General features: G+C 64.9%; 19 protein-coding genes and 1 other RNA gene. 15 read left to right on the forward strand and 5 right to left on the reverse strand.

The features are described from left to right. The first annotated feature begins 62 nt into the window (after positions 1-62). Complete coding sequence (locus BMON_RS02825; RefSeq protein WP_033513027.1) at positions 63-683, forward strand: DUF5701 family protein; 621 nt, start codon at positions 63-65, stop codon at positions 681-683. 133 nt (positions 684-816) lie between these two features. Here the strand turns inward: BMON_RS02825 and BMON_RS02830 are convergent, their stop codons facing one another. Next, complete coding sequence (locus BMON_RS02830; protein ID WP_051917813.1) at positions 817-2,058, reverse strand: glycosyltransferase family 4 protein; 1,242 nt, start codon at positions 2,056-2,058, stop codon at positions 817-819. A 122-nt stretch (positions 2,059-2,180) separates the two neighbouring features. On the opposite strand from BMON_RS02830, the gene leuA reads away from it, so the two are divergent. Continuing rightward, complete coding sequence (gene leuA / locus BMON_RS02835) at positions 2,181-4,094, forward strand: 2-isopropylmalate synthase (protein ID WP_033513024.1); 1,914 nt, start codon at positions 2,181-2,183, stop codon at positions 4,092-4,094. A 140-nt stretch (positions 4,095-4,234) separates the two neighbouring features. On the opposite strand, the gene BMON_RS02840 is transcribed toward leuA, so the two are convergent. Next, positions 4,235-6,577 (reverse strand): transglycosylase domain-containing protein, encoded by a 2,343-nt coding sequence (locus tag BMON_RS02840; RefSeq protein ID WP_081882816.1) that lies wholly within the window; start codon positions 6,575-6,577, stop codon positions 4,235-4,237. Positions 6,578-6,782: 205 nt separating this feature from the next. Here BMON_RS02840 and BMON_RS02845 point away from each other — a divergent pair, with 205 nt between their 5' ends. Next, positions 6,783-7,925: an inositol-3-phosphate synthase gene (locus BMON_RS02845; RefSeq protein ID WP_033513022.1), complete on the forward strand. Its 1,143-nt coding sequence runs from the start codon at positions 6,783-6,785 to the stop codon at positions 7,923-7,925. Between the two features lie 199 nt (positions 7,926-8,124). On the opposite strand, the gene glf is transcribed toward BMON_RS02845, so the two are convergent. Further along, complete coding sequence (gene glf / locus BMON_RS02850) at positions 8,125-9,348, reverse strand: UDP-galactopyranose mutase (protein ID WP_051917840.1); 1,224 nt, start codon at positions 9,346-9,348, stop codon at positions 8,125-8,127. Between the two features lie 278 nt (positions 9,349-9,626). On the opposite strand from glf, the gene BMON_RS02855 reads away from it, so the two are divergent. Both BMON_RS02855 and BMON_RS02860 read left to right on the forward strand, forming a co-directional pair. Continuing rightward, complete coding sequence (locus BMON_RS02855; protein ID WP_033512636.1) at positions 9,627-10,328, forward strand: AzlC family ABC transporter permease; 702 nt, start codon at positions 9,627-9,629, stop codon at positions 10,326-10,328. After that, positions 10,315-10,638: a branched-chain amino acid transporter permease gene (locus tag BMON_RS02860; RefSeq protein WP_033512506.1), complete on the forward strand. Its 324-nt coding sequence runs from the start codon at positions 10,315-10,317 to the stop codon at positions 10,636-10,638. Before BMON_RS02855 ends, BMON_RS02860 begins: the two co-directional genes overlap by 14 nt. A 115-nt stretch (positions 10,639-10,753) precedes the next feature. Here BMON_RS02860 and trhA read toward each other — a convergent pair whose 3' ends face one another. Beyond that, positions 10,754-11,530, reverse strand: a complete 777-nt coding sequence (gene trhA / locus BMON_RS02865; protein ID WP_051917814.1) for a PAQR family membrane homeostasis protein TrhA — start codon at positions 11,528-11,530, stop codon at positions 10,754-10,756. A 277-nt stretch (positions 11,531-11,807) separates the two neighbouring features. Between trhA and BMON_RS02870 the strand changes: the two genes are divergently transcribed. From BMON_RS02870 to BMON_RS02905, 9 genes are all read left to right on the forward strand, one after another. Next, positions 11,808-12,512, forward strand: coding sequence for a DsbA family oxidoreductase (locus BMON_RS02870; protein ID WP_081882818.1), 705 nt, complete (start codon positions 11,808-11,810; stop codon positions 12,510-12,512). A 41-nt stretch (positions 12,513-12,553) separates the two neighbouring features. After that, positions 12,554-12,650, forward strand: an RNA gene (gene ffs / locus BMON_RS09460) — signal recognition particle sRNA small type. A gap of 54 nt (positions 12,651-12,704) precedes the next feature. Further along, complete coding sequence (locus BMON_RS02875) at positions 12,705-13,799, forward strand: phosphatase PAP2 family protein (RefSeq protein ID WP_051917815.1); 1,095 nt, start codon at positions 12,705-12,707, stop codon at positions 13,797-13,799. Between the two features lie 89 nt (positions 13,800-13,888). Next, complete coding sequence (gene topA / locus BMON_RS02880; RefSeq protein ID WP_081882819.1) at positions 13,889-16,969, forward strand: type I DNA topoisomerase; 3,081 nt, start codon at positions 13,889-13,891, stop codon at positions 16,967-16,969. Continuing rightward, positions 16,966-17,667 (forward strand): dTMP kinase, encoded by a 702-nt coding sequence (gene tmk, locus BMON_RS02885; RefSeq protein ID WP_033512507.1) that lies wholly within the window; start codon positions 16,966-16,968, stop codon positions 17,665-17,667. The genes topA and tmk overlap by 4 nt, the downstream gene beginning before the upstream one ends. Beyond that, on the forward strand, positions 17,664-18,815 hold the full coding sequence (locus tag BMON_RS02890; RefSeq protein ID WP_033512508.1) for a DNA polymerase III subunit delta': 1,152 nt from the start codon (positions 17,664-17,666) through the stop codon (positions 18,813-18,815). The genes tmk and BMON_RS02890 overlap by 4 nt, the downstream gene beginning before the upstream one ends. A gap of 130 nt (positions 18,816-18,945) precedes the next feature. Further along, a complete protein-coding gene (locus BMON_RS02895; protein ID WP_051917816.1) occupies positions 18,946-19,524 on the forward strand; it encodes a YbhB/YbcL family Raf kinase inhibitor-like protein in 579 nt (192 codons plus the stop codon). A 132-nt stretch (positions 19,525-19,656) separates the two neighbouring features. After that, the gene (locus tag BMON_RS02900) at positions 19,657-21,297 is read left to right on the forward strand and encodes a C69 family dipeptidase (RefSeq protein ID WP_033512511.1); all 1,641 of its coding nucleotides are present in this window, start codon (positions 19,657-19,659) and stop codon (positions 21,295-21,297) included. 140 nt (positions 21,298-21,437) lie between these two features. Beyond that, a complete protein-coding gene (locus tag BMON_RS02905) occupies positions 21,438-22,955 on the forward strand; it encodes a formate--tetrahydrofolate ligase (RefSeq protein WP_033512513.1) in 1,518 nt (505 codons plus the stop codon). A gap of 88 nt (positions 22,956-23,043) precedes the next feature. Here BMON_RS02905 and BMON_RS02910 read toward each other — a convergent pair whose 3' ends face one another. Beyond that, the gene (locus BMON_RS02910) at positions 23,044-23,391 is read right to left on the reverse strand and encodes a phenylpyruvate tautomerase MIF-related protein (RefSeq protein ID WP_033512514.1); all 348 of its coding nucleotides are present in this window, start codon (positions 23,389-23,391) and stop codon (positions 23,044-23,046) included. A gap of 252 nt (positions 23,392-23,643) precedes the next feature. Here BMON_RS02910 and BMON_RS02915 point away from each other — a divergent pair, with 252 nt between their 5' ends. Then, complete coding sequence (locus tag BMON_RS02915; protein ID WP_033512515.1) at positions 23,644-24,201, forward strand: GtrA family protein; 558 nt, start codon at positions 23,644-23,646, stop codon at positions 24,199-24,201. Positions 24,202-24,203 lie beyond the last annotated feature (2 nt).

The following is a 24,203-nucleotide window of genomic DNA, read 5'->3' on the forward strand; positions in this document are numbered from 1 at the left end:
ACGGTGGCGCATGCTGACGGCGTGTCGTGCGGTGCGCGACGAGGCGTGCCATACTAGGAGCTATGTCGCAAGCTTCACGAGCAGTACGTGGTCAGTTGGACCGTATCGTCGCTTTGGGGTATCCGGATGTCGCGGATATGAGCGAGGCGGCGTTCCGTGCGTTGGCGGCGCCGCTGATCTCGGCCCTCGAACACAGCGATTTGGGCACCGAGATCCTACTGGTGCCGACGCATGAACTGATATCACCGGAGTCGTTGATCGCCAGGACCAGCATCAATCGCATGGCCGGCTTCACCACCATGCCGCCGCGTGATATCGCGAGTTTTCTGCCCCAGGACGGATTCGAACCCCCCGAGGGCCCGTTCTATCTGGTCGTCGACCCACATACGGGCACGGCCTACGTCAACCGTGAACCCGATGTGGCCCGCAAGCTCATCGATTCCGACGAGCGATTGCCGCTCACGCTCGAGGAGGGGCTGGCCATCGCGACGCAGCATCCCGACTGGTTGGTGCGGAAGAACGGATTCAACCTGTTGGGGTCGCGCAGTGCCGACGGCCGGGTGCCGAGCATCTGGATGAGCCAGAATTCCCCCCGTCTGGGCGCGGTATGGCCCAATTCGAGGCATACCTGGCTCGGCAACGCCTACTGCATGGCGCGTCGTGGCGTTTCGCTCTTTGCTTGAGGCTCGGTGCTCACCACCGTGTTCAGGAGGGAGGCTCCGCCTCTTCGATTGACCCGTAGCGTGGCGGCGGCGTTGAGGAGGGACGTCCCTCCTCAACGATGACTCGTCGGATGGCGGCGGCCAGCCAACGGTTCTAGCGACCGGAAGATCCTGAGGCGCCGTCCATAGCACGCCGTTGTGCGATGGCTCGCTCGTAGACGTAGAGCACCTGGGGGGCGACCGTGGTCACATCGTAACGATGGAGCAGTGCCGTCTGGCGTTCGTGCATAGCGTCGGACCAGGCGCCGTCCACCAGCGTACGTTGTATCCGTTCCGCCAACGCCTGCGCCCGCGACGTGCCTTTCACCGGGAAGAGTGCATTCTCGTCGCCGAGCAAGGTCGAACGGTATCCAGGGTTGTCGCCGGCCAGCACGACGTGCGATCCGGACGCAACGGCCTCCAGTAGCACGATGCCGAATGATTCGCCGCTGATTGAAGGGAACACCGCGATGTCCGCGCTGCCCAGCAGGGCAGGTTTGTCGGCTTCGGTGATGAAACCGGGGAACCGCACCGGGGTGCGCAGCGCTGCGGCCCGCGAACGGCATGCCTCGAGTAGCGGCCCCTTGCCCGCCATCGTGACGTGCAGGCCCTCGGGGAACAGATCATGGTCCTCGCCCCAACGCAACGCGTCAAGCAGGTTCTCGGCGCCTTTGCGTGCCACGAAGCGACCCATGAAGACCACGTGGGGGCCGTCGCCGTGCAGGCGGTGCACTGTGTCGGCGCCGGCGGTATGGCGTCGTGACAACAGACCGGCGACATCGATGGGATTGGGGATGACCGTACTGGCCGCATGTGCGGTGGTGCGGGCATAGTCCGCGGCCACGTCCGAGACCGCCGTCACCACGTCGATGCGGCGATGGGTATGGTGGTTGATCGCGCCCAGAAGCACGCCGCCACCCAGCGACAGCGGGCCGGTGGGAGCGATATGGTATGTCGCCACGACGCCGGTGGAGGGATGCGCCCTGGCGATGATGCGTCCGGCGAGCAGAGGACTGTAAGGCGCCTGCACGTCGAGTACGTCGAAATCCCCGTCGTCCAGCGTCTCATCCAGTTCGTGGCCTTTGGCGGACACGGGGATGCGCATGCGGTTGCCGTTGAACGACACCATGACGTTCGTGGACAGTGAATGGGTGTGGGGGACGGGTGAATGCCTCGTTTGGCCCACGAGGTATTCGACGTGGTGGCCCAGCCGAGCGAGCTCGCGGCCGAGCGTGACGATGTGCTGCTGTACGCCGTCGGCGGTGTCAAGCGTGTCATCGAAGACGAATCCTATGCGCAATGCTGCCCCCGCCCTGTGTGCTGCGACGGTCCCAGTGTACTCGCCCGATTCCGGCATATGGCACCCCACGAGGTCGCGGGCGAGGTCGTCGGTACTATGAGGGCGGTGCGGACCCGGCCCGCGCCTTGGCATGCACATCGACCGCCGCTGTGGCGGCATCAACAACAGAAGGAGGATTCATGGGTCAGGATCACACGTCAGTATTCGATCTTGCGGCGGATGCCGCGACGTCCAACTGGGGGAACAACGACCTGCTGCAGCCTCCTGCACGTTTCATCGGGGGAGCGCAGCGCCCCAGCACCATGCCCTACCAGAAGTACGCTCCGTATTACCGTCAGGTGCCGTTCGACTACCCTGATCGCACATGGCCCACCAAGGTCCTGACCCGTGCGCCCCGCTGGTGTTCGGTAGACCTGCGCGACGGCAACCAGGCGCTCGTCAATCCCATGGATTCCGAGCGCAAGCTGCGGCTCTGGAACCTGCTCATCTCCATGGGCTTCAAGGAGATCGAGGTCGGGTTCCCGAGTGCCTCGGAGACGGATTACGATTTCATTCGCATGCTCATCGAGCGTGAGCTCATTCCCGACGACGTGACCATAGCGGTGCTCACCCAGGCGCGCGAACATCTCATCCGCAAGACATACGAATGCCTCAAGGGCGCTCGGCGCGCCATCGTGCACTTCTACAATTCGGTGTCGATCCTGCAGCGTGAGGTCGTGTTCCGCAAGGACCGCGAGCAGATCAAGACGCTGGCCACCGATGCGGCCACGCTGTGCAAGGAGCTCGAGGGCGAGGCCAAGGGCATCGACCTCTACTATGAGTATTCCCCGGAATCCTTCTCCGGCGCCGAACCCGAGTATTCGCTCGAGGTCTGCGAGGCGGTGATCGACGTGATCAAGCCGACGCACGATCACCAGATGATCATCAATCTGCCCAATACCGTCGAGATGACCACGCCGAACGTGTTCGCGGACGAGGTGGAATACATTTCGAGCAACCTGCGCGATCGCGATTCCATCGTGCTTTCCATCCACCCGCACAACGACGAGGGCATGGCCGTCGCCGCGACCGAGCTCTCGATGCTCGCCGGCGTCGACCGCGTCGAGGGCTGCCTGCTCGGCAACGGGGAGCGCACCGGCAACGTCGACCTGGTCACCCTGGGACTCAACATGCTCACGCAGGGCATCGATCCGCAGATCGACTATTCGAACATTCCGGAGATGCGCAAGACGGTCGAATACTGCAACCAGCTCGCGATATCGGAACGCCACCCCTACGCCGGCAACCTCGTGTTCACCGCGTTCTCGGGCTCCCATCAGGACGCCATCAAGAAGGGCCTCGAGGCTCGTCAGGATGCGGCGATGCGGGCGGAGACATCGCTCGAGAACTTCCTGTGGCTCGTGCCGTACCTGCCCATCGACCCCAAGGACATCGGACGCACGTACGAGGCCATCATCCGCGTCAACTCCCAGTCGGGCAAGGGCGGCATGGCCTATCTGCTCAAGGCCAACCACAACTTCGATCTGCCCAAGCGCCTGCAGGTTGAGTTCGACAAGATCGTGCAGTCCTATGCGGACCGGACGAAAAAGGAAGTCAAGGACGAGGACATTTGGCGTCTGTTCAAGGACGAGTACCTCCCGGTCGAAAACAAGGGGACGTCGGAGGCGGATGACGGCACGCAGACCGGGGATTACCTCGACACGAACCTGCAGCCGTGGGGCCGCCTCAAGCTGCTCAAGGTCTCGGTATCCTCGGGCGAGGACGGATCCGATACCGTCCTCAAGGCGCGTCTGCTCGATCGCGGGACGACGCCGGACGCCCACCCGGTCGAGCGCGAGCTGAGCGGCATGGGCAACGGCCCCATCGCCGCCTTCCTCAACGCGTTGGAGAACCTGGGCATCTCCGTGTCCGTGATGGATTATGTCGAGCACGCCATGACCACGGGAACGGACGCCATGGCGGCCTCGTACGTGGAATGCCAGATCGGCGGTGAATCGGATATGAAAATCATCTGGGGCGTCGGGGTGGATTCCTCGATCACCACCAGCTCGCTCAAGGCGATCATCTCGGCGATTAACCGTTCCCGCAGGTAGGGGGACGGGGCCTGAATCGGTTCGGTAATGGCGGTGGCTGCCTGTGGCGGTCACCGCCATTACCATAGGTGGGGCTCAGCGGGTTGGGTCTAAGTGGGCCGGCTGGGAATCTGCCCGGGAGGTATGGACGGTCCGCGGAATCAGTCACTTGATGGCTTGGAGTTATAGGTGTCGGTGGGATCGGGGTTCTGCGCGCTTTTCGTGGGTGAAGGCGTTTGTTGACTCTCTTGCTCACGCTGTCGGGCGGCGTCCTCATCGGCCTTCTGTTTCGCTGCGGCGTCGGCGTCGGCGTCGTCCTGCGCTTTCTTGGCGGCGTCGGCGTCTTCCTGCGCTTTCTGTTTGGCAGCCGCATCGGCGTCCGCCTGGGCTTTGCGCTTGGCGGCCTCGTCGCTCTGCTGCTGCCAGGTGCGCGAACCGGTGCCCCAGGTGCCGTTGGGTCCGCCGATCTTGCCGTCGTCGGTCACGGAGGGGAAGGGCTCGTTGGGCATATTCGCCATGGCCTGCGTCATGTATGCGGTGAACAGATGCAGCGGGTAGTCGCTGCCGCCGGTGTACGCGCCGAATGGGGGAATCACCTGCGGGTTGCCGTTGGCGTCCGGGTACCAGATCGCGAACACGCTCACCGTGTTCGGGGAGAAGCCCACGAAGCTGCCGGCGGTCGAGTCGTTGGCGGTGCCGGACTTGCCGGCCAGGTTCCTGCCCACCGCCAGGGCCTCGGAGCCGGTCCCGTTCTGGATCGTGCCCTGCATGGCCTTGGTCACCAGGGCGGTGTCGTGCGCCGTGAAGACCCGTTCGGTCTGCGTCTGGGCCTGGTACATGTCCTTGCCGTTGTGGTCCGTGACGTCGGCGACGATATGCATCGTCGTCTTGACGCCTTGGTTGGCGATGGTGGCATAGGCCTGGGCCAGCTCGGAGACGTGCACGCCGTCGTTGCCCAGCACGGTGAAGGGGTTCTTGCCCGTGACGCGCTTGGCGCTGATGCCCGCCTGGTTGGCCGTCTTCGCGACCGCCGTCGTACCGAGATCCTGCTGCAGCTCCATATAGACGGTATTGACGGAATTCGCCGTGGCGCTGTACATATTGATATAGCCGTAACTCATGTTCGCGAAGTTCTGCACCGGCGCCGCTATGCCGTCGTATGTCCGTGGGGAATTGCCGTTGAAGGTGGTGTTGAGGCTCATGCCCTGCTGCACCGCCGAGAGGAGGGCGAAGGGTTTCATCGTCGAACCCGGCTCGTAGATGGCCTGGGTGGCATTGTTGAGCTGTTTGGCGAGATAGTCGTCGCCGCCGTAGATCGATATGATCCCGCCGGTTCTGGGGTCAAGCGAGATGCTGCCCACCTGCAGGCCTTCGGGGACGGTGCCCTTGCCGTCCTGCGTCGGGCTCGCCACCCGATACATCTCGTCCTGCTTGGCCTTGTCGATGGTGGTGATGATGCGGTATCCGCCGGTGTCGAGATCCTCCTTGCTGAAGGTCCCGTTCTTGGTCAGCTCCTCGCGCACCATCTCCATGAGGTACCCCGACGGCCCCGAGAAGGAGTTCTGCTGCCGGGCCTCGACGGTCTTGGGAATGGTGGAGGAGGAGGCGTCCTTCGCGGAAATGTAGCCGTCCTCCTTCATGATCCGCAGCACGCGGTTGAAGCGGATGCCGGCCTCCTTCGGACCGACGGCCGGGTCCCAATCCGTCGGCGCGGGGATGATGCCGGCCAGGAGCGCCGCCTCCTGGAGGCTCAGATCCTTGGCGTCCTTGCCGAAGTACGCCTGTGCGGCGGCCTGGATGCCGTAGGCTCCGCGGCCAAGGTAGATCGTGTTCATGTAGTTGCACAGCACCTGGTTCTTGTCCTGCGTCTGCGCGATCTTGAGCGCCAGGAACGCCTCGTGCAGTTTGCCCGAATATGAGGTGGTCTCGCCGAGATAATACCGTTCCGCGTACTGCTGCGTGATGGTCGAGCCGCCCTGGCGGGAGCCCGTGGTGATGTTGTTCACGAGGGCGCGTGCCACGCCTTTGAGGTCGATGCCCCGGTCGCTGTAGAACGAGCGGTTCTCCGAGGCGACGACCGCCTGGCCGACGTAGGCGGGCAGCACCTTGCAGTCGATGATCTCCCTGTTCTGGTCGGCGAAGGAGCCTATCTCGCTCTTCCCGTCGGCATAGTAGACGGTCGTCTTGGAGGCCAGCGCGATTTTCTCGGCCGCCGGGACTTCGGTGGTGATGTACAGATAGGCGAAGGCCAGGATGCCCAGACCAAGCAGGGTTCCGACGATACCCAGGAACCATTTGAGTATCAGGTGGCGCTTGCCGCCCCGCCCGCCGTTGCGCTTGCGACCGTTGCCGTTGCGGCCCGACCCCCGGGACCCGCGGCGCGACGTGCGGTAGGAACCGCCCGAGGTCCGTCGCGAGGACGCGGAGCGTCGGGCGGGCCCATGCGAGCTGCTGCTCGAGACCCGTGCGGTGCGCAATGAAACGGTGCTACTGCTTGAAACCATGCCCACCACCGTAACCGCTGGCCCTGAGAACCCGTCAGGACTACCGAGAATCGGCACAAATCGGCATGGGAAGTTACGATGTCGTAGGATGTAGGGAGAGCCTGCAATGACTGAGGGTCTTCCCCGGTCACGAAGGGTTCTCCAAATACGGCGCTATGCTTGGTCGTTGAACGCATAACGCTTTACGGTTATAAGAGGAGTCAATATGAGCATTCGAGTGGCGATCGCTGGCGTGGGCAACTGCGCCTCGTCATTGGTCCAGGGTGTCGAGTTTTACAAGAATACTGCCGATGATGAGAAGATCCCCGGTTTGATGCACAACAACTTCGGTGGCTACCGCGTGCATGACATCGAATTCGTGACGGCGTTCGATGTGGATTCCCTCAAGGTGGGCAAGGATCTGTCCGAAGCCATCGGCGCCTCGGAGAACAACACCATCAAGTTCGCGGATGTGCCGAATCTCGGCGTCGAGGTTCTGCGCGGGCCGACCCACGATGGTCTGGGCCAGTACTACCGCGAGATGATCACGGAGTCCGACAAGGAGCCGGTCGATGTGGTCAAGGTCCTCAAGGACAAGAAGGTCGACGTGCTGGTGAGCTACCTGCCCGTCGGGTCCGAAGAGGCCGATAAGTCCTACGCCCAGGCCGCCATGGATGCCGGTTGCGCATTCGTCAACTGCCTGCCGGTCTTCATCGCCTCCGATCCCGAGTGGGCCCAGAAGTTCCGCGACGCCGGCGTTCCGATCGTCGGCGACGACATCAAGAGCCAGGTCGGCGCCACCATCACGCACCGCGTCATGGCCCGTTTGTTCGAGGATCGTGGCGTACGCCTCGACCGTACGTATCAGCTCAACGTCGGCGGCAACATGGACTTCATGAACATGCTGCAGCGTACCCGTCTCGAGTCCAAGAAGATCTCCAAGACGCGCGCGGTCACGTCGATCCTGCCGCATCCGATGGAGAGCCGCGACGTGCACATCGGACCGTCCGACTATGTGGCATGGCTCGATGACCGCAAGCTTGCGTTCGTGCGGTTGGAGGGCACCACCTTCGGCAACGTGCCGCTGAATCTCGAGTATCGCCTCGAGGTGTGGGATTCGCCGAACTCCGCCGGCATCGTCATCGACGCCGTGCGCGCCGCGAAGATCGCGCTGGACCGCCATCTGGCCGGCCCGGTGCTTGCGCCGAGCTCCTACTTCATGAAGTCCCCTGCCGTGCAGCACGAGGACACCGAGGCCCGTCACCTGGTGGAGGAGTTCATCTCCGGTGACGTCGAGGCCACGGAGGACGAGCTGAACGCCGACGTGCGTGCCGCGAAGGACAACGGCAAGGACGTGTGGCACGCCTGATGAAGCCATACCCGGCACCGCCGAGTGACGTCGGGTAACACGACGGTAAGTATTACGACGTCGGGTAACACGACGTCACGGTACACAGTGGTCAGATAGAGGAGGGGGTCCCGCGCGGTTGATGCGCGGGACCCCCTCCTTCATGCCGGTTTCACGCCGGCCGCGCGCCCGTGCCGTCGACGTCACGGGCGGACCCGGTTCACTGCCCGTCGGTGCGGGTGAGCATGGGGTGGATGCGCTTGTCGTACGCGACCAAAGCGGAGTTGATGACCTGGTGCATGTCGTAGTACGCGTACGTGCCCAACCGGCCCCCGAACACCACGCCGGGCTCTTCGCCGGCCTTCGCCGCGTACCGGTGGTACAGGGCCCGGTCCGCGGCCGTGTTCACCGGGTAGTAGGGTTCGTCGCCCCGGCCCGCGGCCCGGCTCGACTCGCGCCACACGACCGTCTCCCCGGGGTTCTGCGAGGAGCGGCGTTCGGGGTTGAAGTTCTTGAACTCGATGGCCCTGGTGTACGGCGTGTCCGGGTCGGCGAAGTTCATCACCGGGCACCCGTAGTGGTCGGCCTCCGGGTAGCGCACCTCGTCGAAGTCCACCGTCCGCCACTTCAGATCCCCCAGCGCGTAGTCGAAGTAGCGGTCCACGGGGCCCGTGTACACCACCGGCACCCGGCCCACGACCGCGTCGCGGTTCACCGGCTGGGAGGCGTCGAAGAAGTCCGTGTCCAGTTGCACGCGGATGAGGGGGTCGGCGGCCATGCGCCGCATCCACGCGGTGTACCCGTCGACGGGCAGGCCCTCCCACGTGTCCTTGAAGTAGCGGTTGTCGTAGTCGAAGCGCACCGGCAGGCGTTTGATGATGCCGGCGGGCAGGTCGGCCGGGTCCGTGTCCCACTGCTTGGCGGTGTAGTTCTTGATGAACGCCTCGTACAGGGGCCGGCCGATCAGGGACACGCCCTTGTCGTTGAGGTTCGACGGGTCGCTGCCCGCCAGCTCCCCCGCCTGGCCCGCGATGAGCTCCTTGGCCTGCCGGGGCGTGTAGTGGGCGTGGAAGAACTGGTTGATGGTGCCCAGGTTGATGGGCAGGGGGTACACCTCGCCCCGGTGCGTCGTGTACACGCGGTGCGTGTAACGGGTGAACGACGTGAAGCGGTTGACGTAGTCCCACACGCGCGGGTTGGACGTGTGGAACAGGTGGGCGCCGTACCGGTGGATCTCCGCGCCCGTCCTCTCGTCCATGCTGCTGTACGCGTTGCCGCCGATGTGGCCTCTCACGTCGATGACCAGGACGCGGGCCCGGGCGCGTTCCGCGGCCTGCTGCGCGACCGTCAGGCCGTACAGGCCCGCGCCCACCACCACCAGATCCACACCATCCAACACGCCCCTGTCCGACGCACTCCCCTCACCCACACGCCCACCAACCATGACCATATCCTTCCGTTGCGTTCTGCTGTGCTGCCAGCCATCCTATCGGATGGACGCCCTTAATGGTGCTCGTAGTGTGCGCGGATCGGTCGCCACGGAGTGGTCTTCCGCCCACGGCCATGCCGTCCTGTCATGCCGCAGGCCACGGGCTTGCGCCCGGTGCACACGGCCGGGGATTGGTATGTGGCGTGCCGCACATGCCCGGCATGCGTTACCATCGCTATCCGTCGCACTCCTGCCGGGGTGCCGTGACGCGAATGAGGTCGGGAGGGGTAGTGGTGAGTACGGGACGCAGCACCTGGAGGTTCGCATTCCGTCAGACGTTGCCCATACTGGCGGGGTTCCTGTTCCTCGGGTTCACCTATGGGCTGTATATGCATCAGGAGGGGTTCAACTTCCTGTACCCGACGTTCATGGCCCTGACGATTTTCGGCGGATCCGTGGAGTTCGTGATCGCGAACCTCCTGACCAAGGCCTTCGACCCGTGGGCCGTGCTGGCCATCAGCCTCATCATCAATTCGCGCCATGTGTTCTACGCCATCGCCATGCTGCGACGGTACGGGCATACCGGCTGGCGCAAGCCGCTGCTGATATTCGGCATGTGCGACGAGACGTTCGCCATCAATTCCTCCACAAGGGTGCCCGATGGCGTCGATCGCGTGCGCTTCATGACGTATGTGACCGTGCTCAACCAGTTGTATTGGGTGGGCGGCGCGATGCTCGGAGGGCTCTTCGGTGGATTGATGCCGGTGCGGATCGAAGGCCTGTCGTTCGTCATGACCGCCTTGTTCATCGTGATCTTCGTCAACCAACTCATGAGGGAGAGCAGCCATGTCAGCTCCGTGGCCGGCGTGGTTCTGGCGATCGCCTGTCTGCTGCTGACCGGCAAGCAGGCGTTCCTGCCCCTGTCCCTGGTGCTGGTCGTCGTGTTGTTCGTGATGCTCGACCATGGAAGGTGGCGGCACAGTGTCGTTCGATGAACAGGTCATCACTATCGCCATAGCGGCGCTGGCCACGATGGCCACTCGCTTCGTGCCGTTCCTGCTGTTCCCCGACCCGGATACGGCGCCTGTGTTCGTCACCAGGCTGGGGGAGTTCCTCCCGCCGGCCATCTTCGGGATATTGGTCGTCTACTGCTATCAGGACGAGCTCACCCAACTGTCGGCGACGACGGTGATCGCAGTGGTCGCGGGTCTGGCGACGGCCGGCATGCAGTGGTGGAGGAAGAACATGCTCCTGTCGATCGTCGTGGGGACCGTGCTGTACATCGGACTCCTGCAGCTCGTGTGAACGCTGGGCGCTGACCGGCGTCGGGTTATGGGGCCGGTGTTCGGTGATGGCCTGCGGGCATGTTTGGCGGTGTGGCTGTGCGGAGCGCTGGATGCGGTGATGGCCAACGGCCGCCCTACAAGGCGCACACCACGAGATAGACCGCCACGACGTGGCAGACGTAGCCGACCATGGTGCCGAGGTGAAAGACCTCGTGGTATTCGAACCATCCCGGTATCGGGTTCGGGTGGTGCGTGGCGAAGCAGACCGCACCCGCGATGTAGGCCGCGCCTCCGCACGCGATGAGAATCGTCGCCGCCGGGCCGACGGCCGGAGCGGTCCAGAGCGCGTGCGTGAGCGTGAGCGGCGCCAGACCCAGGATGACGTAGACGATGGTGAACACCCAACCCGGGGCGCGTAACCAGAGCAGATGGGCGACGGTACCGGCCAGGGCGGTCGCCCAGATCACCAGAAGATACGGTCGGCGCAATCGCTCGGGCAGGCCGAACAGGATCGGCGTGTTCGTGCCGGCGATGATGAGGAAGATGTTCGAATAGTCGATGCCGCACAGGATGCGGGTGATGCGTACGCTGGTCCATGGCACGACGTGGAGCAGTGCGCTGTTGCCGAACAGGAGTATGGCGGAGGCACCGTAGATGGCGCAGGCCGCGGTGACGGCGCCGCGCGGGGCGATGCAGATGAGGACCACGGAGGCCGCGATGCACAGGGGGAGGGTGATGAGGTGCAGCCAGCCGCGCAGGCGGGGTTTGGGCACGCCGAAGGCGTCGACCGGCGTCGACCGGGGCTGTCGCGGCTCCGGTGTGCGACGTGCCGATGCGCGAGTCGCTGATGGGCTCGGCGACGTCGGGCCGAGTGGTGATAGATGCAGCGGTGAAGCGATCGTCGTGCTCATGGTGCCTCGACTTCCTGAAGTGTCCGGTGCCGGAGCCGTGATGGGCGGTCCGGTTCATTACGCTATCGTAACTTACTATAACGTAACTTCATGATATCTGCGCCGGTTTCATGGAACGCTCTGCCGTACGCTCCGGCCTGGTGGCTGTAGTGCGGACCCGGACGTGCAATGTGACCATATGGCTGTCTTTCCCTGGGCTGAAACCGCCTTGAGCCCTCTGATACGCTCACATGCATATCGGGAGTGTGATCCCAACACAATGAATGGAGCGCAGGGCATGGCCGCGGAACAATCACCCGACGGGAGGGCGCCGTCCGAGGGCCGCGCAGGTCGGGCGCCATTGGTCATCGATGTGTGGGCCGACGTGGTGTGTCCCTGGTGTTACATCGGCGTGCACCGGATCGCGCGGGCCGTCGCGTTGTCGATGCACGCGGCCGACATCGAGTTGCGCCCACGAAGCTTCCAGCTCGAGCCGGAGGCCCCGGCGGGCGTCATGAATGCGGTCGAGTTCCTCGCGCATGCGGCCGGCGAGAACGTCGATCGGGTGCGCGCCAAAGGGGAGCGGCTGGCTCGGCAGGCTCGCGCGGAGGGATTGGTCTACGAGACGGACCACGTGACCGGCAATTCGTTCGATATGCTGCGGTTGGTGCATCTGGGGCGGCGCCATGGCGTCGGATGGCGGTACCTGCAGTCGATGCAGGCCGCGGTGTTCGGCGGTGGCCCGGAGGCGTTCGAGCCGGACACCTTGCTGCGGCTGGGCGTGGCCATCGGCATCCCCGCCGCGCGTATTCGTGAGGTGCTCAACGGTGATCGATATGCCGACGAGGTGCGCGGGGATCGGCAGGAGGCCATCGACCGCGGCGTCACGGGCGTGCCCTTCGCCGTGTTCGCCGGAGACGAGGTCGTTCCCGGCGCGGCAAGCGTCGAACGGTATGCCGGCGCGATCGACCGGTCCTGGTCGCGGGTGCGCACCTGCGGGTGATAGTGGCGGATGCCGCGCCATCCCACCATGGTGTACACTGATGCATGCCTCCACGTGGCGTTATGTCACCCAATCCCCCCAGGGCAGGAATGCAGCAAGGGTAAGTGGCCTCTGACGGGTGCGTGGGGGTTTACTCTTTTTTCTCCCACGCCGTGCCGTGGTTTGTGGGCCTCGGGCTCTACAGTCGGCACTATGAGTGATGAATCCGAAACGGTGCCGAGCCCGACCGCGAACGATGCGGGTGTGGTGTTTCACCGTATTGATCCTGTTGATCCCGCAACTGATGCAACGGCTGGAGCTAAGCCCAACTTAACCGTTGATGCCACGGTTGATGCCAAGCGTGATGAGATCGACGAGGGGCTCGCGCGTCTCGACCCCCTTACCAAGCGTCCGCGAGTCTCGAGCGTGCTGGTGTGCATTATCGCTGGCCTGCTGTTGCTCCTCGCCGCGGCCGGGGTCTGGTGGTTGGGCGTGCGCACGGCTCAGGGGCAGAATTACGATGACATGGTCTTCGCCAACCTCGACACGGTGATGCCCGCCGCCCCGATGGCGCTCCTCAGGCTCTTCACCCACACCTATGTGGTTATCGGCGTGAGCGTGGCGACCGGAGTCGCGGCCGCACTGGTGACGGTGATGCGTCGGCGCTGGTGGCTGTTGGGCCAGTTGGTTCTCTTCGCCCTGCTCGTCTTCGCCGCGCACATGCTCAAGTACCGTCTTCCCCGGCCCGTGTTGGTCAACACCATCTCGAATCCTGCGAATTCGGCACCCTCCGGTCACACGCTGCTGGCCGCCGCGGCCGGTGTGGCGTTGCTGCTGGCCGTGCCAAGGGTCTGGAGGGCCGCCGCGGCCATGTACGCCGCATGCCTCGCCTCGTTGGTGGGGCTGGCTGTGATCGTCGGGCGGTGGCATCGGCCGACCGATGTCGTCATGGCGTTGCTGTTGGTCGGCGGGCTGGCGTTGCTGGTGCTGGCGGGGAGCCGGGTTTCGGGGATGGACGCCCCGGGCAGTCGGTTCTCGTCGGCCGGCGTGCAGATCGTCGCCAGCGTCATGATCACCGCGGGCGTGGTCGGCATCGCGTATGCGTCCTATGTCATCTGGCAGATCGAGCCGGGACTGGAGTTGGGTGCCCGATGGGCGATTCCGGCGGCCGTGTCCTCCTCGGGTGTGCTCATCGTCGCGGTTTGTGTCGTCGTGTGTGGCCTCGGTCTTGCGCTGCGCCAGCTCACCGCGGCGCCGCTGACCAGGCTGGGATTGGTGGGTGCTCCACCGGCTCCACCCACCGTGTGAGGACCGTGTGAGGGCCCCGCGATTTGGAGCTTGGCCATACGGCATGCGTATGATGGCGTCTCGAACGACCCATGAACAAGGAGGGGCAAATGGCAACCGGCACTAAGCTCGTCATCGTGGAGTCTCCGACCAAGGCGAAGAAAATCGGGGGATACCTTGGCAAGGGCTACACCGTGATGGCCTCGGTGGGCCATATTCGCGATCTCGCCCAACCCAGCCAGATCCCCGCCGCACAAAAGAGCAAATTCGGCAGATTCGGCGTCGATGTCGACGACGGATTCGCACCGTATTATGTGGTGGGCGCCGAGAAGAAGAAGACGGTGGCCGAATTGCGAGCCGCCCTGAAACGCGCCGACGAACTCTTCCTCGCAACCGATGAGGATCGCGAGGGCGAGGCGATCGCCTGGCATCTCGTGCAGACGCTCAAACCCAAGGTCCCCGTCAAGCGCATGGTCTTCCACGAGATCACGCCCGAGGCCATCAAGGCGTCGCTGGACAAGACTCGTGAGGTCGACGATCACATGGTCGATGCGCAGGAGACCCGCCGCGTGCTCGACCGTCTCTTCGGGTATGAACTGTCCCCGGTCCTGTGGCGCAAAGTGGGTCCGGGCCTGTCGGCCGGCCGCGTGCAGTCCGTGGCGACCCGCATGATCGTCGAGCGCGAGCGCGAACGCATGGCGTTCGTGCGCGTCTCGTACTGGGATCTGAGCGCCGCGCTGCGCGCTGCGGACAGCCAGGGCCAGGACGTTGATTTCGCGGCCCGCCTGGTGTCGCTCGATGGTCATCGTCTCGCGGGATCCAAGGACTTTTCGGACAACGGCGAGCTCACCCCCGCCGCGAGTCGCGATGCGGTGTGCCGCCTCGATGAGGCAGGCGCCACGGCGTTGGCGGCCACGCTGGGTGATGCGGTGTTCACGGTCGTGTCGACCGAATCCAAGCCGTACCGGCGTCGCCCGTTGCCTCCGTTCACCACCTCGACGCTGCAGCAGGCGGCCGGCAACCGGCTGTCGATGAGTTCGCGCCAGACGATGCGCGCGGCCCAAGGGTTGTACGAAAACGGATACATCACCTATATGCGTACTGATTCGGTGACGCTCTCCCAGGAGGCCATCGCCGCGGCACGTGCATCCGTGAGTGAGCATTTCGGCCCGAAGTTCCTCTCGGACGCGCCCAAGCAGTACGCCACGAAGACCGCCGGCGCTCAGGAGGCGCATGAGTGCATCCGTCCCGCCGGATCGCAGTTCCGCGATCCACGGGCGCTCGCCGGCAAGGTTCCGCCGGATCAGCTCAGGCTGTATACGCTCATCTGGCAGCGCACTCTGGCCTCGCAGATGGCCGATGCCATCGGATCGACGGCTACCGTGCGTTTGCGTGCGGACGGCGGCGACCGCGGCGAGGCGATCTTCCACGCCTCCGGCACCGTCATCGAGTTCCCGGGCTTCCTTAAAGCCACGTCGTCTCGCGCCCAGGCGTCGTCCACTGCATCTGCGGGCCGCGACGATGCCGAGCGTCATGCCGACCCCGACCGGAATGAATCCCTGCCCCCGATGCGTGAGGGCGATACCCTGCGCGCGCAGGGCGTCGAAGCCGAAGGTCATGAGACGCAGCCGCCGGCACGTTACACCGAGGCTTCGCTCGTGAAGACGATGGAGGCCAAGGAGATCGGCAGGCCGTCGACCTACGCCAGCATCATCTCGACGATCATCGATCGCGGATACGTCTACGAGCGGGGCCGCGCCCTGATTCCCTCCTGGCTCGCCTTCGCCGTCACCAAGCTGTTGGAAACCAAGTTCCCCACGTATGTGGACTACCGGTTCACCGCCGATATGGAGCATGGGCTCGATCAGATCGCGCACGGCAAGGAGACCGGCACGCAGTGGCTCACCCGGTTCTACTTCGGCTCCGGCGCCGACAGTGCGAAGAACGCCGAGGAGGCGCATGAAGGCCTCCAGCAGCAGGTCGCGCAGCTCGGCGAGATCGATGCGCGCGCGATCAACACCATCGACATCGGCGACGGGCTGCACGTCAGGGTCGGGCGTTTCGGTCCGTATCTCGAGGACACGCACAACCTTGATGAGAACGGCGAGCCGCGGCACGCCTCGTTGCCCGACACCGTGGCCCCCGACGAGCTCACGGTTGAGTCCGGGCGCGACATCATCGAGAAGAACGCTTCCGGTCCGCGCGAGCTGGGCAAGGACCCCGTCACCGGCGGCACGGTCGAAGTGCGCAATGGCCGATTCGGCCCGTACGTCGCGCTCATGCCGGTCACGGCTCCGGATGCGCAAGCTGCGGGACAGAGCGGAACATCCGCGAAGGAAGCGGGCACGGCTTCGAAGTCGGCTGCATCCAAGTCAGTTGCGGCGAAGTCATCCACGAAGCGCTCCTCGAAGAAGCCGGCGGAACCGCGCCCCAAGATGGCGTCGCTGTTCAAAACCATGACCCCGGAAACGGTCACGCTTGAACAGGCGCTGAGCCTGCTCAACCTGCCCCGCACGGTAGGCACGGTGGAGGAGACCAACGCCGAGACGGGCGAGGTGTCACAGGCCACCGTCACGGCGAGCAACGGTCGCTACGGCCCGTACCTCACCAAGACGGCCGCGGATGGTTCCACCGAGACGCGTTCGCTGAGCGGGGAGGACCAGATCTTCACCGTCGACATCGCCGGCGCCAAAGCGTTGTTCGACCAGCCGAAGTACGGCCGCGGGCGTGGCCGGAGAGCCGCCAAGCCGCCGCTGCGCGAGCTGGGACAGGACCCGGAGAACGGCAAGACCGTCACCATCAAGGACGGGTTCTACGGTGCGTATATCACCGATGGGGAGACCAACCGGACCCTGCCCAAGCAGTACACGCCGGAATCGATCAGCGTCGAAGAGGCCATGAGGCTGCTGGCCGAGAAACGCGCCGCCGGTCCCACGAAGCGTCGTGGCCGGCGTTCCGCATCGTCGCGCAAGACGTCGACCCGCAAGACCACCGCCAAGAAGACCTCCGCCAGGAAGACTGCGGCGAAGAAGACCTCGGCCAAGAAGACGACCGCCAAGAAGACGGCGGCGGCCAAGACGGCGGCCACAACGACCACGACCCGCAAGGCCTCTGGCGCCAGGAAGACTTCCGGCGGTACGACGGGCAAGGCGGCATCGTCCCGTTCCTCATCGGCGGTCGCGGCCTCATGACCGCGGGACTGTTCGTCTCGTTCGAGGGGGTCGACGGCGTCGGCAAGACGACGCAGGCCGAGCGACTGCGCGACTATGCGTCCTGTGACGGCACCGAGACCGTATTGACGCGGGAACCCGGGGGCACCGCCCTCGGCCTCGCCATCCGCGCGATGCTGCTCCATGGGGTCCGTGGCGCCGACGGCACCGAAACCGGGGATATCGGTCCCCGTGCCGAGGCGTTGTTGTTCGCCGCCGATCGCGCGCAGCATGTATCGCAGGTCATCGCGCCCGTCCTGCGGCGTGGGGGTGTGGTGATCACGGACCGGTACCTCGACTCCTCTCTCGCCTACCAGTCGGGCGGACGTGAGCTGACGCTCGACGACGTCAGGCGCCTGAACATGTGGGCCGCCGACGGGGTCATGCCCCGACGGACCTATCTGCTTGATATGGACCCCGCGCAATCGCACCGGCGGCTCGTCCACGACGAGGACCGCATGGAGGCGGCCGGCGATGAGTTCCAGTCACGAACCCGCCGGGCCTTCCTGGATCTGGCAGCGGCCGATCCCGACCGGTTCCTGGTCATCGACGCGCGCGGGGGCGTGGATGAGGTCTGGGAACGCATCCGTGAGGATTTCGATGGGTTGCGCTCGTCGCAGGTGTCCGGTTCCCTGCCGACGACGCCAGCGACCTTGTCGCGGAGAGCGGGGTCGCGATGAGCGTCTGGGATTCCATCGTTGGCCAGGATCGCGTCGTCGAGCAACTCAAGGCCGTGGCCGGAGGCGACCCGTCGGCCATCACGCAGTCCTGGCTGATCTGCGGCCCTCCGGGTTCGGGGCGCTCGAATGTGGCGCGCGCCTTCGCGGCGGCGCTTGAGAGCCCGGATCATGGCATGTCGGATGAGCCCACGGCGGTCACTCGGCAGATTCTGGCGGGTACCCACCCCGATCTGACCCTGTTGGCGACCGACAAGGTCACTATCGGCATCGACGAAGTGCGCGACATCATCGCCACCGCGGAGCAGACCCCCGTCACCGCCCCATGGCGGGTCATCCTCATCGAGGATGTGGACCGCATGCTCGAACGCACCACGAACGTGCTGCTCAAGGAGATCGAAGAGCCCAGCGCCCACACCATCTGGCTGCTGTGCGCCCCCAGCCCGCAGGACGTGCTGCCCACCATCCGTTCGCGCACCCGCATCGTGAATTTGGCGGTACCCACCCAAGCGGCCGTCTCCCGGTTCCTACAGGAGCGTGACGGGGTCGCCCCCTCCCTCGCCCAGCGGGCCGCGCGGCTCTCCGAAGGCCATATCGGCATCGCGCGCATGTACGCCCGCGACGATCAGGTGATGTCCGATCGCGACGAACTCGTCGTCGGCGTGCTCACCCTGGCCCGGGCCTCCGACGCCGTGCTGTTGGCCGGTCGTCTCATCGACAGTGCGAACGCGCAGGCGGCCGCCGATGTCGAACGTCTTGCGGCCGTGCAGGAGGCCGATTTCCGGCGCATCAACGGGTTGGGGGAGAAGGACCGCATACCGCCCAAGCTGCGCGGGGCCTACCATGCGATCGGCAAGAAGGATGAACTGCGCCGGCGCACCACCCGCCGCAGCCGTGATGTGCTCGACCGCGCGCTCAACTCCGTCGCCAGTGTGTACCGCGACGTCGCCGTGCTGCAGAACGACGCCGAGGATGCGGTCGGCCTCATCAATCTGGAGAACCGCACCGCAATCACCGAATTGTCGGCGCGGATGAGCCGCGAACAAGCCGTTCGGCGGCTCGAACGCATCGCCGTCGCGAGGCGTCGGCTGGCGGGCAACGGCAACCCGACGCTGGTCTTCGAGGCGCTCTTCTGCTCGTTGGTGTTCTAGACGGTGCGGTGCGTCGGTCGTCGGCGCAGCACCGCGCTGCGACCGGCACCGTCACCGGTACCGGATGCGTCGGGTCTCGATTCGTCCGACGGCGTGAACACCGGTCAGTGCGATGGGCGATACTGGGAGCATGAGAGTTTCAGCTGATTTCACCACGGTCCCTGATGAGTTCGCCGCGCGTGCGCCCGAGACCAATCTCGTCGATGGCGTGCCCGTTGTGTCCTTCCCCTTCTACGTCGAAGGTCTTGAACCCGGCATGCACTACCTGCACTGGGAGCTGGTGGATCCCGATTCGATCCCCGTGTGCGGATTCGAATGGATTCATTGGGCGGTGGCCAACGTTCCCGTCGATGCCCTCATGTTCGATTTCAACGACTCGAAGGCGTTGCAGATCCCGCCCGACTTCTCCCGTGCGATGCCCTCCATGATCCCCGAGGCGTTGCAGGGCAGGAACTCCTCCGCAGGCTCGATGGTGGGAGGGACGAATCCTCAGGTGACGATGCGGTACAACGGACCGCAGCCCCCCGATGCGCAGCACGGGTACGTGCTGCGGGTCTGGGCGACCGCCGAACCGTTGCCGAACCTGCGGCAGGGCTTCTGGCTCAACGAACTGCTGCATGCCCTGCCCGGTCGGGGTGAGGCGGACGGTCGCGGCGTGGACCAGGGCGGCATCGTCCTGGCGTACGCTCCGGCACCGAAACGCGCCTGAACCGGTACGGCGCGGTCGTAGCGTGCGGGCTTTATCCTAGAGGCATAGCACGCAGTCACATCACCCGGTTACATGTTCCGGGCAGATGACGCAGTGACGTCACGGTACATCACGGAAAGAAGGACGGCATCCATGGCCTGCACCACCATTCTGGTAGGCAAGAACGCGAGTTATGACGGCTCGACCATTATCGCGCGCAACGAGGATTCAGCCAACGGCGAGTTCAACCCCAAGCGCTTCGTCGTCGTCGGCCCGCAGGATCAGCCGCGGCACTACCGCAGTGTGTTGGGCCGGCTCGACATCGATCTGCCCGACGATCCCATGCGGTACACGGCCATGCCCAACGCCGATCTCAAGGAGGGCGTCTGGGGCGAGGCGGGAGTCAACGCCGCCAACGTGGCCATGAGCGCCACGGAGACCCTCACCACCAACGAGCGTGTGCTCGGCGCCGATCCGTTCGTGCAATACGCGCCCGCCAAGGGCCAGCCGGGTCAGGACGGGTACGAACCCGAGGTCGCGGGAGGCATCGGCGAGGAGGACTTCCTCACCATCGTCCTGCCGTACATCGCTACGGCCCGCGAGGGCGTGCTGCGGCTCGGTGCCCTGCTTGAGCGGTACGGCACCTACGAGATGAACGGCGTCGCATTCAGCGACGCGGACGAGATCTGGTGGCTGGAGACCGTGGGCGGTCATCATTGGATCGCCAAGCGCGTGCCCGACGAAGCCTATGTGACCATGCCGAACCAGCTGGGCATCGACGAATTCGATCTTGAGGATGCGTTCGGTGATCGGCGCTCGCATATGTGCTCGGCCGATCTCGAGGCGTTCATCGAGGACAACCATCTGGACCTCGCCGTGGAATCGGCCAGTCCCCTCAATCCGCGGGATGCCTTCGGCTCGCATTCGGATTCGGATCATGTCTACAACACGCCGCGCGCCTGGTTCATGCAACGGTTCCTCAACCCGTATGACGAGGTGTGGGACGGCCCGGACGCCGACCATCGGCCGGACAGCGACGACATCCCATGGGGTCGCCAGCCCGAGCGCAAGGTGACGATCGAAGACGTCAAATACGTGCTCAGCTCGCATTATCAGGGCACGCCCTACGACCCCTACGGCAAGCTGGGCGACGAGCACACCCGCCACATGTTCCGCACCATCGGCATCAACCGGCAGAGCCAGCTGTCCGTACTGCAGATCCGCCCCTACCGGCCCCAGGCCAGCCGCGCCCTGCAATGGATCTCCTATGGGTCCAACGCCTTCAACACCCTGGCGCCGTTCTATCCCAACGTCAACGTGACGCCGGACTATCTCGCCGACACCACCACCCGCGTGACCTCGGAGAATTTCTACTGGGCGAACCGCATCATCGCGGCGCTGGGCAACGCGGCGTTCTCGGACACCGTCAACGCCATCGAGCGTTACCAGCAGGAGACCGGCGCGATGGGCCACCGGCTGGTGAAGGCGACCGACGAACAGGTCGGGCGTCTCGGCGGACCGGATGAGACCCACGTCACGGCGAAGACCGCCCGCAAGTCCGATGGCACGCAGTCCAATGACGCTGACGTCGACGATGCGCCCGCCGACGTGGATCCCATGAAGCCCGCGGATATCGTCGCCGCGACCGATAACGACGAGGTTCGTGAGATCCTCGCCGCCGCGAACCAGGCCATGGCCGACCATCTCAAGCTCGAGACCGACCGTCTGCTCGACTCCGTGCTTTACACGACGAGCATGAAGATGAGCAACGGGTTCAACCGTTCCGACAACTGACCTCCCGTACCCACCCACAAGATCGCCGGTCGGATCCCGTCTTCCGGGGCCTGACCGGCCGTAGATGCTTGGCCGCCGTAGTGTGACGGCCGTCGAAAACCCGATGCGGGGGCGCCGAGCCGCCGTGGAAAGTAGGACACATGACGTTGATCGATCAGTTCACCTCCCAGTACGGCCCCATGTCGAAAATGGACGCGTTCGGCTATCTCAAGCATCTCGACGAGCACCCCGACGAGCCCAGGCGCCACGGCAAGATCGTGATGGTGACGGCGGACACCCCGCTCAAGGCCTCGCGCGGCGAAGGCAAAACCACCACGACCATCGCCCTCATCGACGCCCTGCGCGCACGGGGCATCGACGCCGCCGCCGTGTTGCGTCAACCCAGCATGGGTATCACCGCCGCCGGTTCGAAGGGCGGCGCCTCGGGCGGCGGCAAGGCCTCCCTGGAGCATGCCGAACTGGTCGATTGGGGCCTGTGCGGCGAGATGGGCGCCATCGAAGCCGCGCAGAACCTGCTCGTCTCCTTCGCCGAGAAGGCCATTGACGACGGGCTCATCGACACCATCCTCGTCCCCCGTGTCAGCGAGGTGCCCTCACGCTCATTGCGTCATATCACGGTTGATCACGGCAAGGGCGATGTGGCCGAACGCGTCGTGCTCACCCCGACCTGCGAGCTCATGCAGATCGTCGTGCTGTCGCATTCCATGGAGGAGATCGGCGAACGGGTCGCGGTCATGGTCGCCGGTACCAAGGACGGGGTTCCGGTCACGTTCGGATCCTTCATCGACCTGTGGCGCATCACCAACATCCTGACCGATGCCGTCAAGCCCGCCAGGACCCAGACCCGTCAGGGGTCGCCGGTGTATGTGCACTGCGGACCCTTCGCCAACGTCTCCCTCGGCATCCCCTCGCTGGTGTCGGTGCGGATGGCCTGCGCCCTGCATGACGTCGTTGTGGTCGAGGCCGGATACGGCGCCGACGCCGGGGCCCAGAAGTGGCTCGACATCGCCTGCCGCGAATACGGCGCCCAATGGCCTGCGGCCGCCGTGATCGTCACCCGCGCCACCACCTGGCGCGACGACCCCACGCTGTCGTGGCGCTACCCGTTCCATGTCCAGCGCCTTGAGATGCTGGACATTCCCACGTTCCCGCTCATCAACCTGTGGGAAGGCGAGGATGGACAGGTCGAGGAGCTGCGCGCCACGGCCAAGGAGGCCGAGTTCCGCGAGCCCATCATCGGCAACCTGTTCCGTGACGGCGGAGACGCCTTGGTCAAGCAGCTCGACCCCTTCGTCAGGACGCTCGAGGCGGGATCGGCTCCCGCACAGCGGCACAGCCACCGCGGCATGTCGCTCATCGAGAACGCGAAGTGGATCGCCGAACACGCCTACGGCGTCCCCGCCGACCGCGTGCGGCTCAGGGATGGATTCGTCGATTCCCTGTCCGATGCCGACGAGCTGTGCTCGCAACTGGGCCTGAGCATCGACGACCTCGCCTTCGTGGCCGTGAAATCACCGGCCACGATGACCGATGACGATTCCGCTCCGGAGGACCGGCGCACCGTGACCCTGAAGAAGGTCGAGGTGCACGCCGGGGCCGGTGTGGTGCAGGTGAACCTGACGACCTCGCTGACCACCCCGATGCCGAAGATCGTCTGAGGAACGGCTCAGGGGATCGTCTCGGGACGAGCGTGGTCGCCAGCCGCCCGCACCGACGGGGGAACGACCGGCACCACGCGGGAACGGCTCAGAAGTTGGAGCCGTTCCAGCCCCAGTCACTGGTCGCGGTGTAGCGGATGTACGTGCGGTCCTGCGGGATGCCGAGTTCCTGTTGCAGGGCGGCCATGATCGCCTCCGTCAGATGTTCCCAGGCCGAGCCGGGCACCGACCGTCCGAAGACGTTGACTTCGACGTAGGCCGCGGGCTTGGTGTCGTCGCCGGCGAAGTAGATCGGCATATCGTCCTCGAAGGGGCACATGAGCCACCCCTCCGACTTGCCCGGCACGGCCGTGATGGCCGCTCCGTAGGCGGCCTTGAGGGCTTCGCGCTGCTCGTGCGTCGTGCTCACCGAAACGTGGGTGTGAATGACCGGCATGGTTCCTCCTTGTGACTTGCGCAACGTGATGGTGAGGCGACACCGCGCGTGGTGCGGCGTCGCGCTCATACGACGCTGGTGGGCATCGCCGGGATGCGCCGCGTCGCATATGCTGCGTCGTTCCCCAGCCTATACGCCGATGCGGAAGGAGGGAGGGCGTCGTCCGATGCGGGCACCGTCGCTGTGCGCATATTGGGCAGGGCTCATATCGTGCAGCACGGTTATCAGGCAGCCCGTGTTAAATGGAGGACTGTGAAAAAGTTGATTGAACAGCTGGTCAAGTTCGGCATCGTCGGGGCCATCGCCTTCGTCATCGATTGGGGCATCCTCAATCTGTTGGTCGGCGTCTTCCATATGCACAACGTGCTCGCCGGCACGATCTCGTTCCTCGTCTCGCTGGTATTCAATTATCTGGCGAGCATGAAATACGTCTTCAAGCACCGCGACGACATGGCGCGCTGGATGGAGATCCTCATCTTCTTCGTCGCATCCGCGGCCGGACTGTTCATGAACGACGTCATCATCTGGCTGAGCACCTACGGCATGAACCACGATGCGTACGTTTCGCAGCATGCGGAGTACCTGCTGCGCACGAACATCGGCAAGCTCGTCGCCACGGCCGTCGTCATGGTGTGGAACTTCATCATCCGCAAGTGGCTGCTCGACGACACCCACACCAATGCCATGAATCGCCTCAAGAGCAAGGATGCCCGGCTCACCGAGGCCGAGTTGCAGGCGAAGTGGGAGCGTAGTTTCGCGCATCGTCTGGGACGCTGGTCCATGGAGCATACGCCGCACGGATGGCAATGAGC

It is taken from the genome of Bifidobacterium mongoliense DSM 21395 (assembly GCF_000741285.1).
Taxonomy (GTDB): domain Bacteria; phylum Actinomycetota; class Actinomycetes; order Actinomycetales; family Bifidobacteriaceae; genus Bifidobacterium; species Bifidobacterium mongoliense.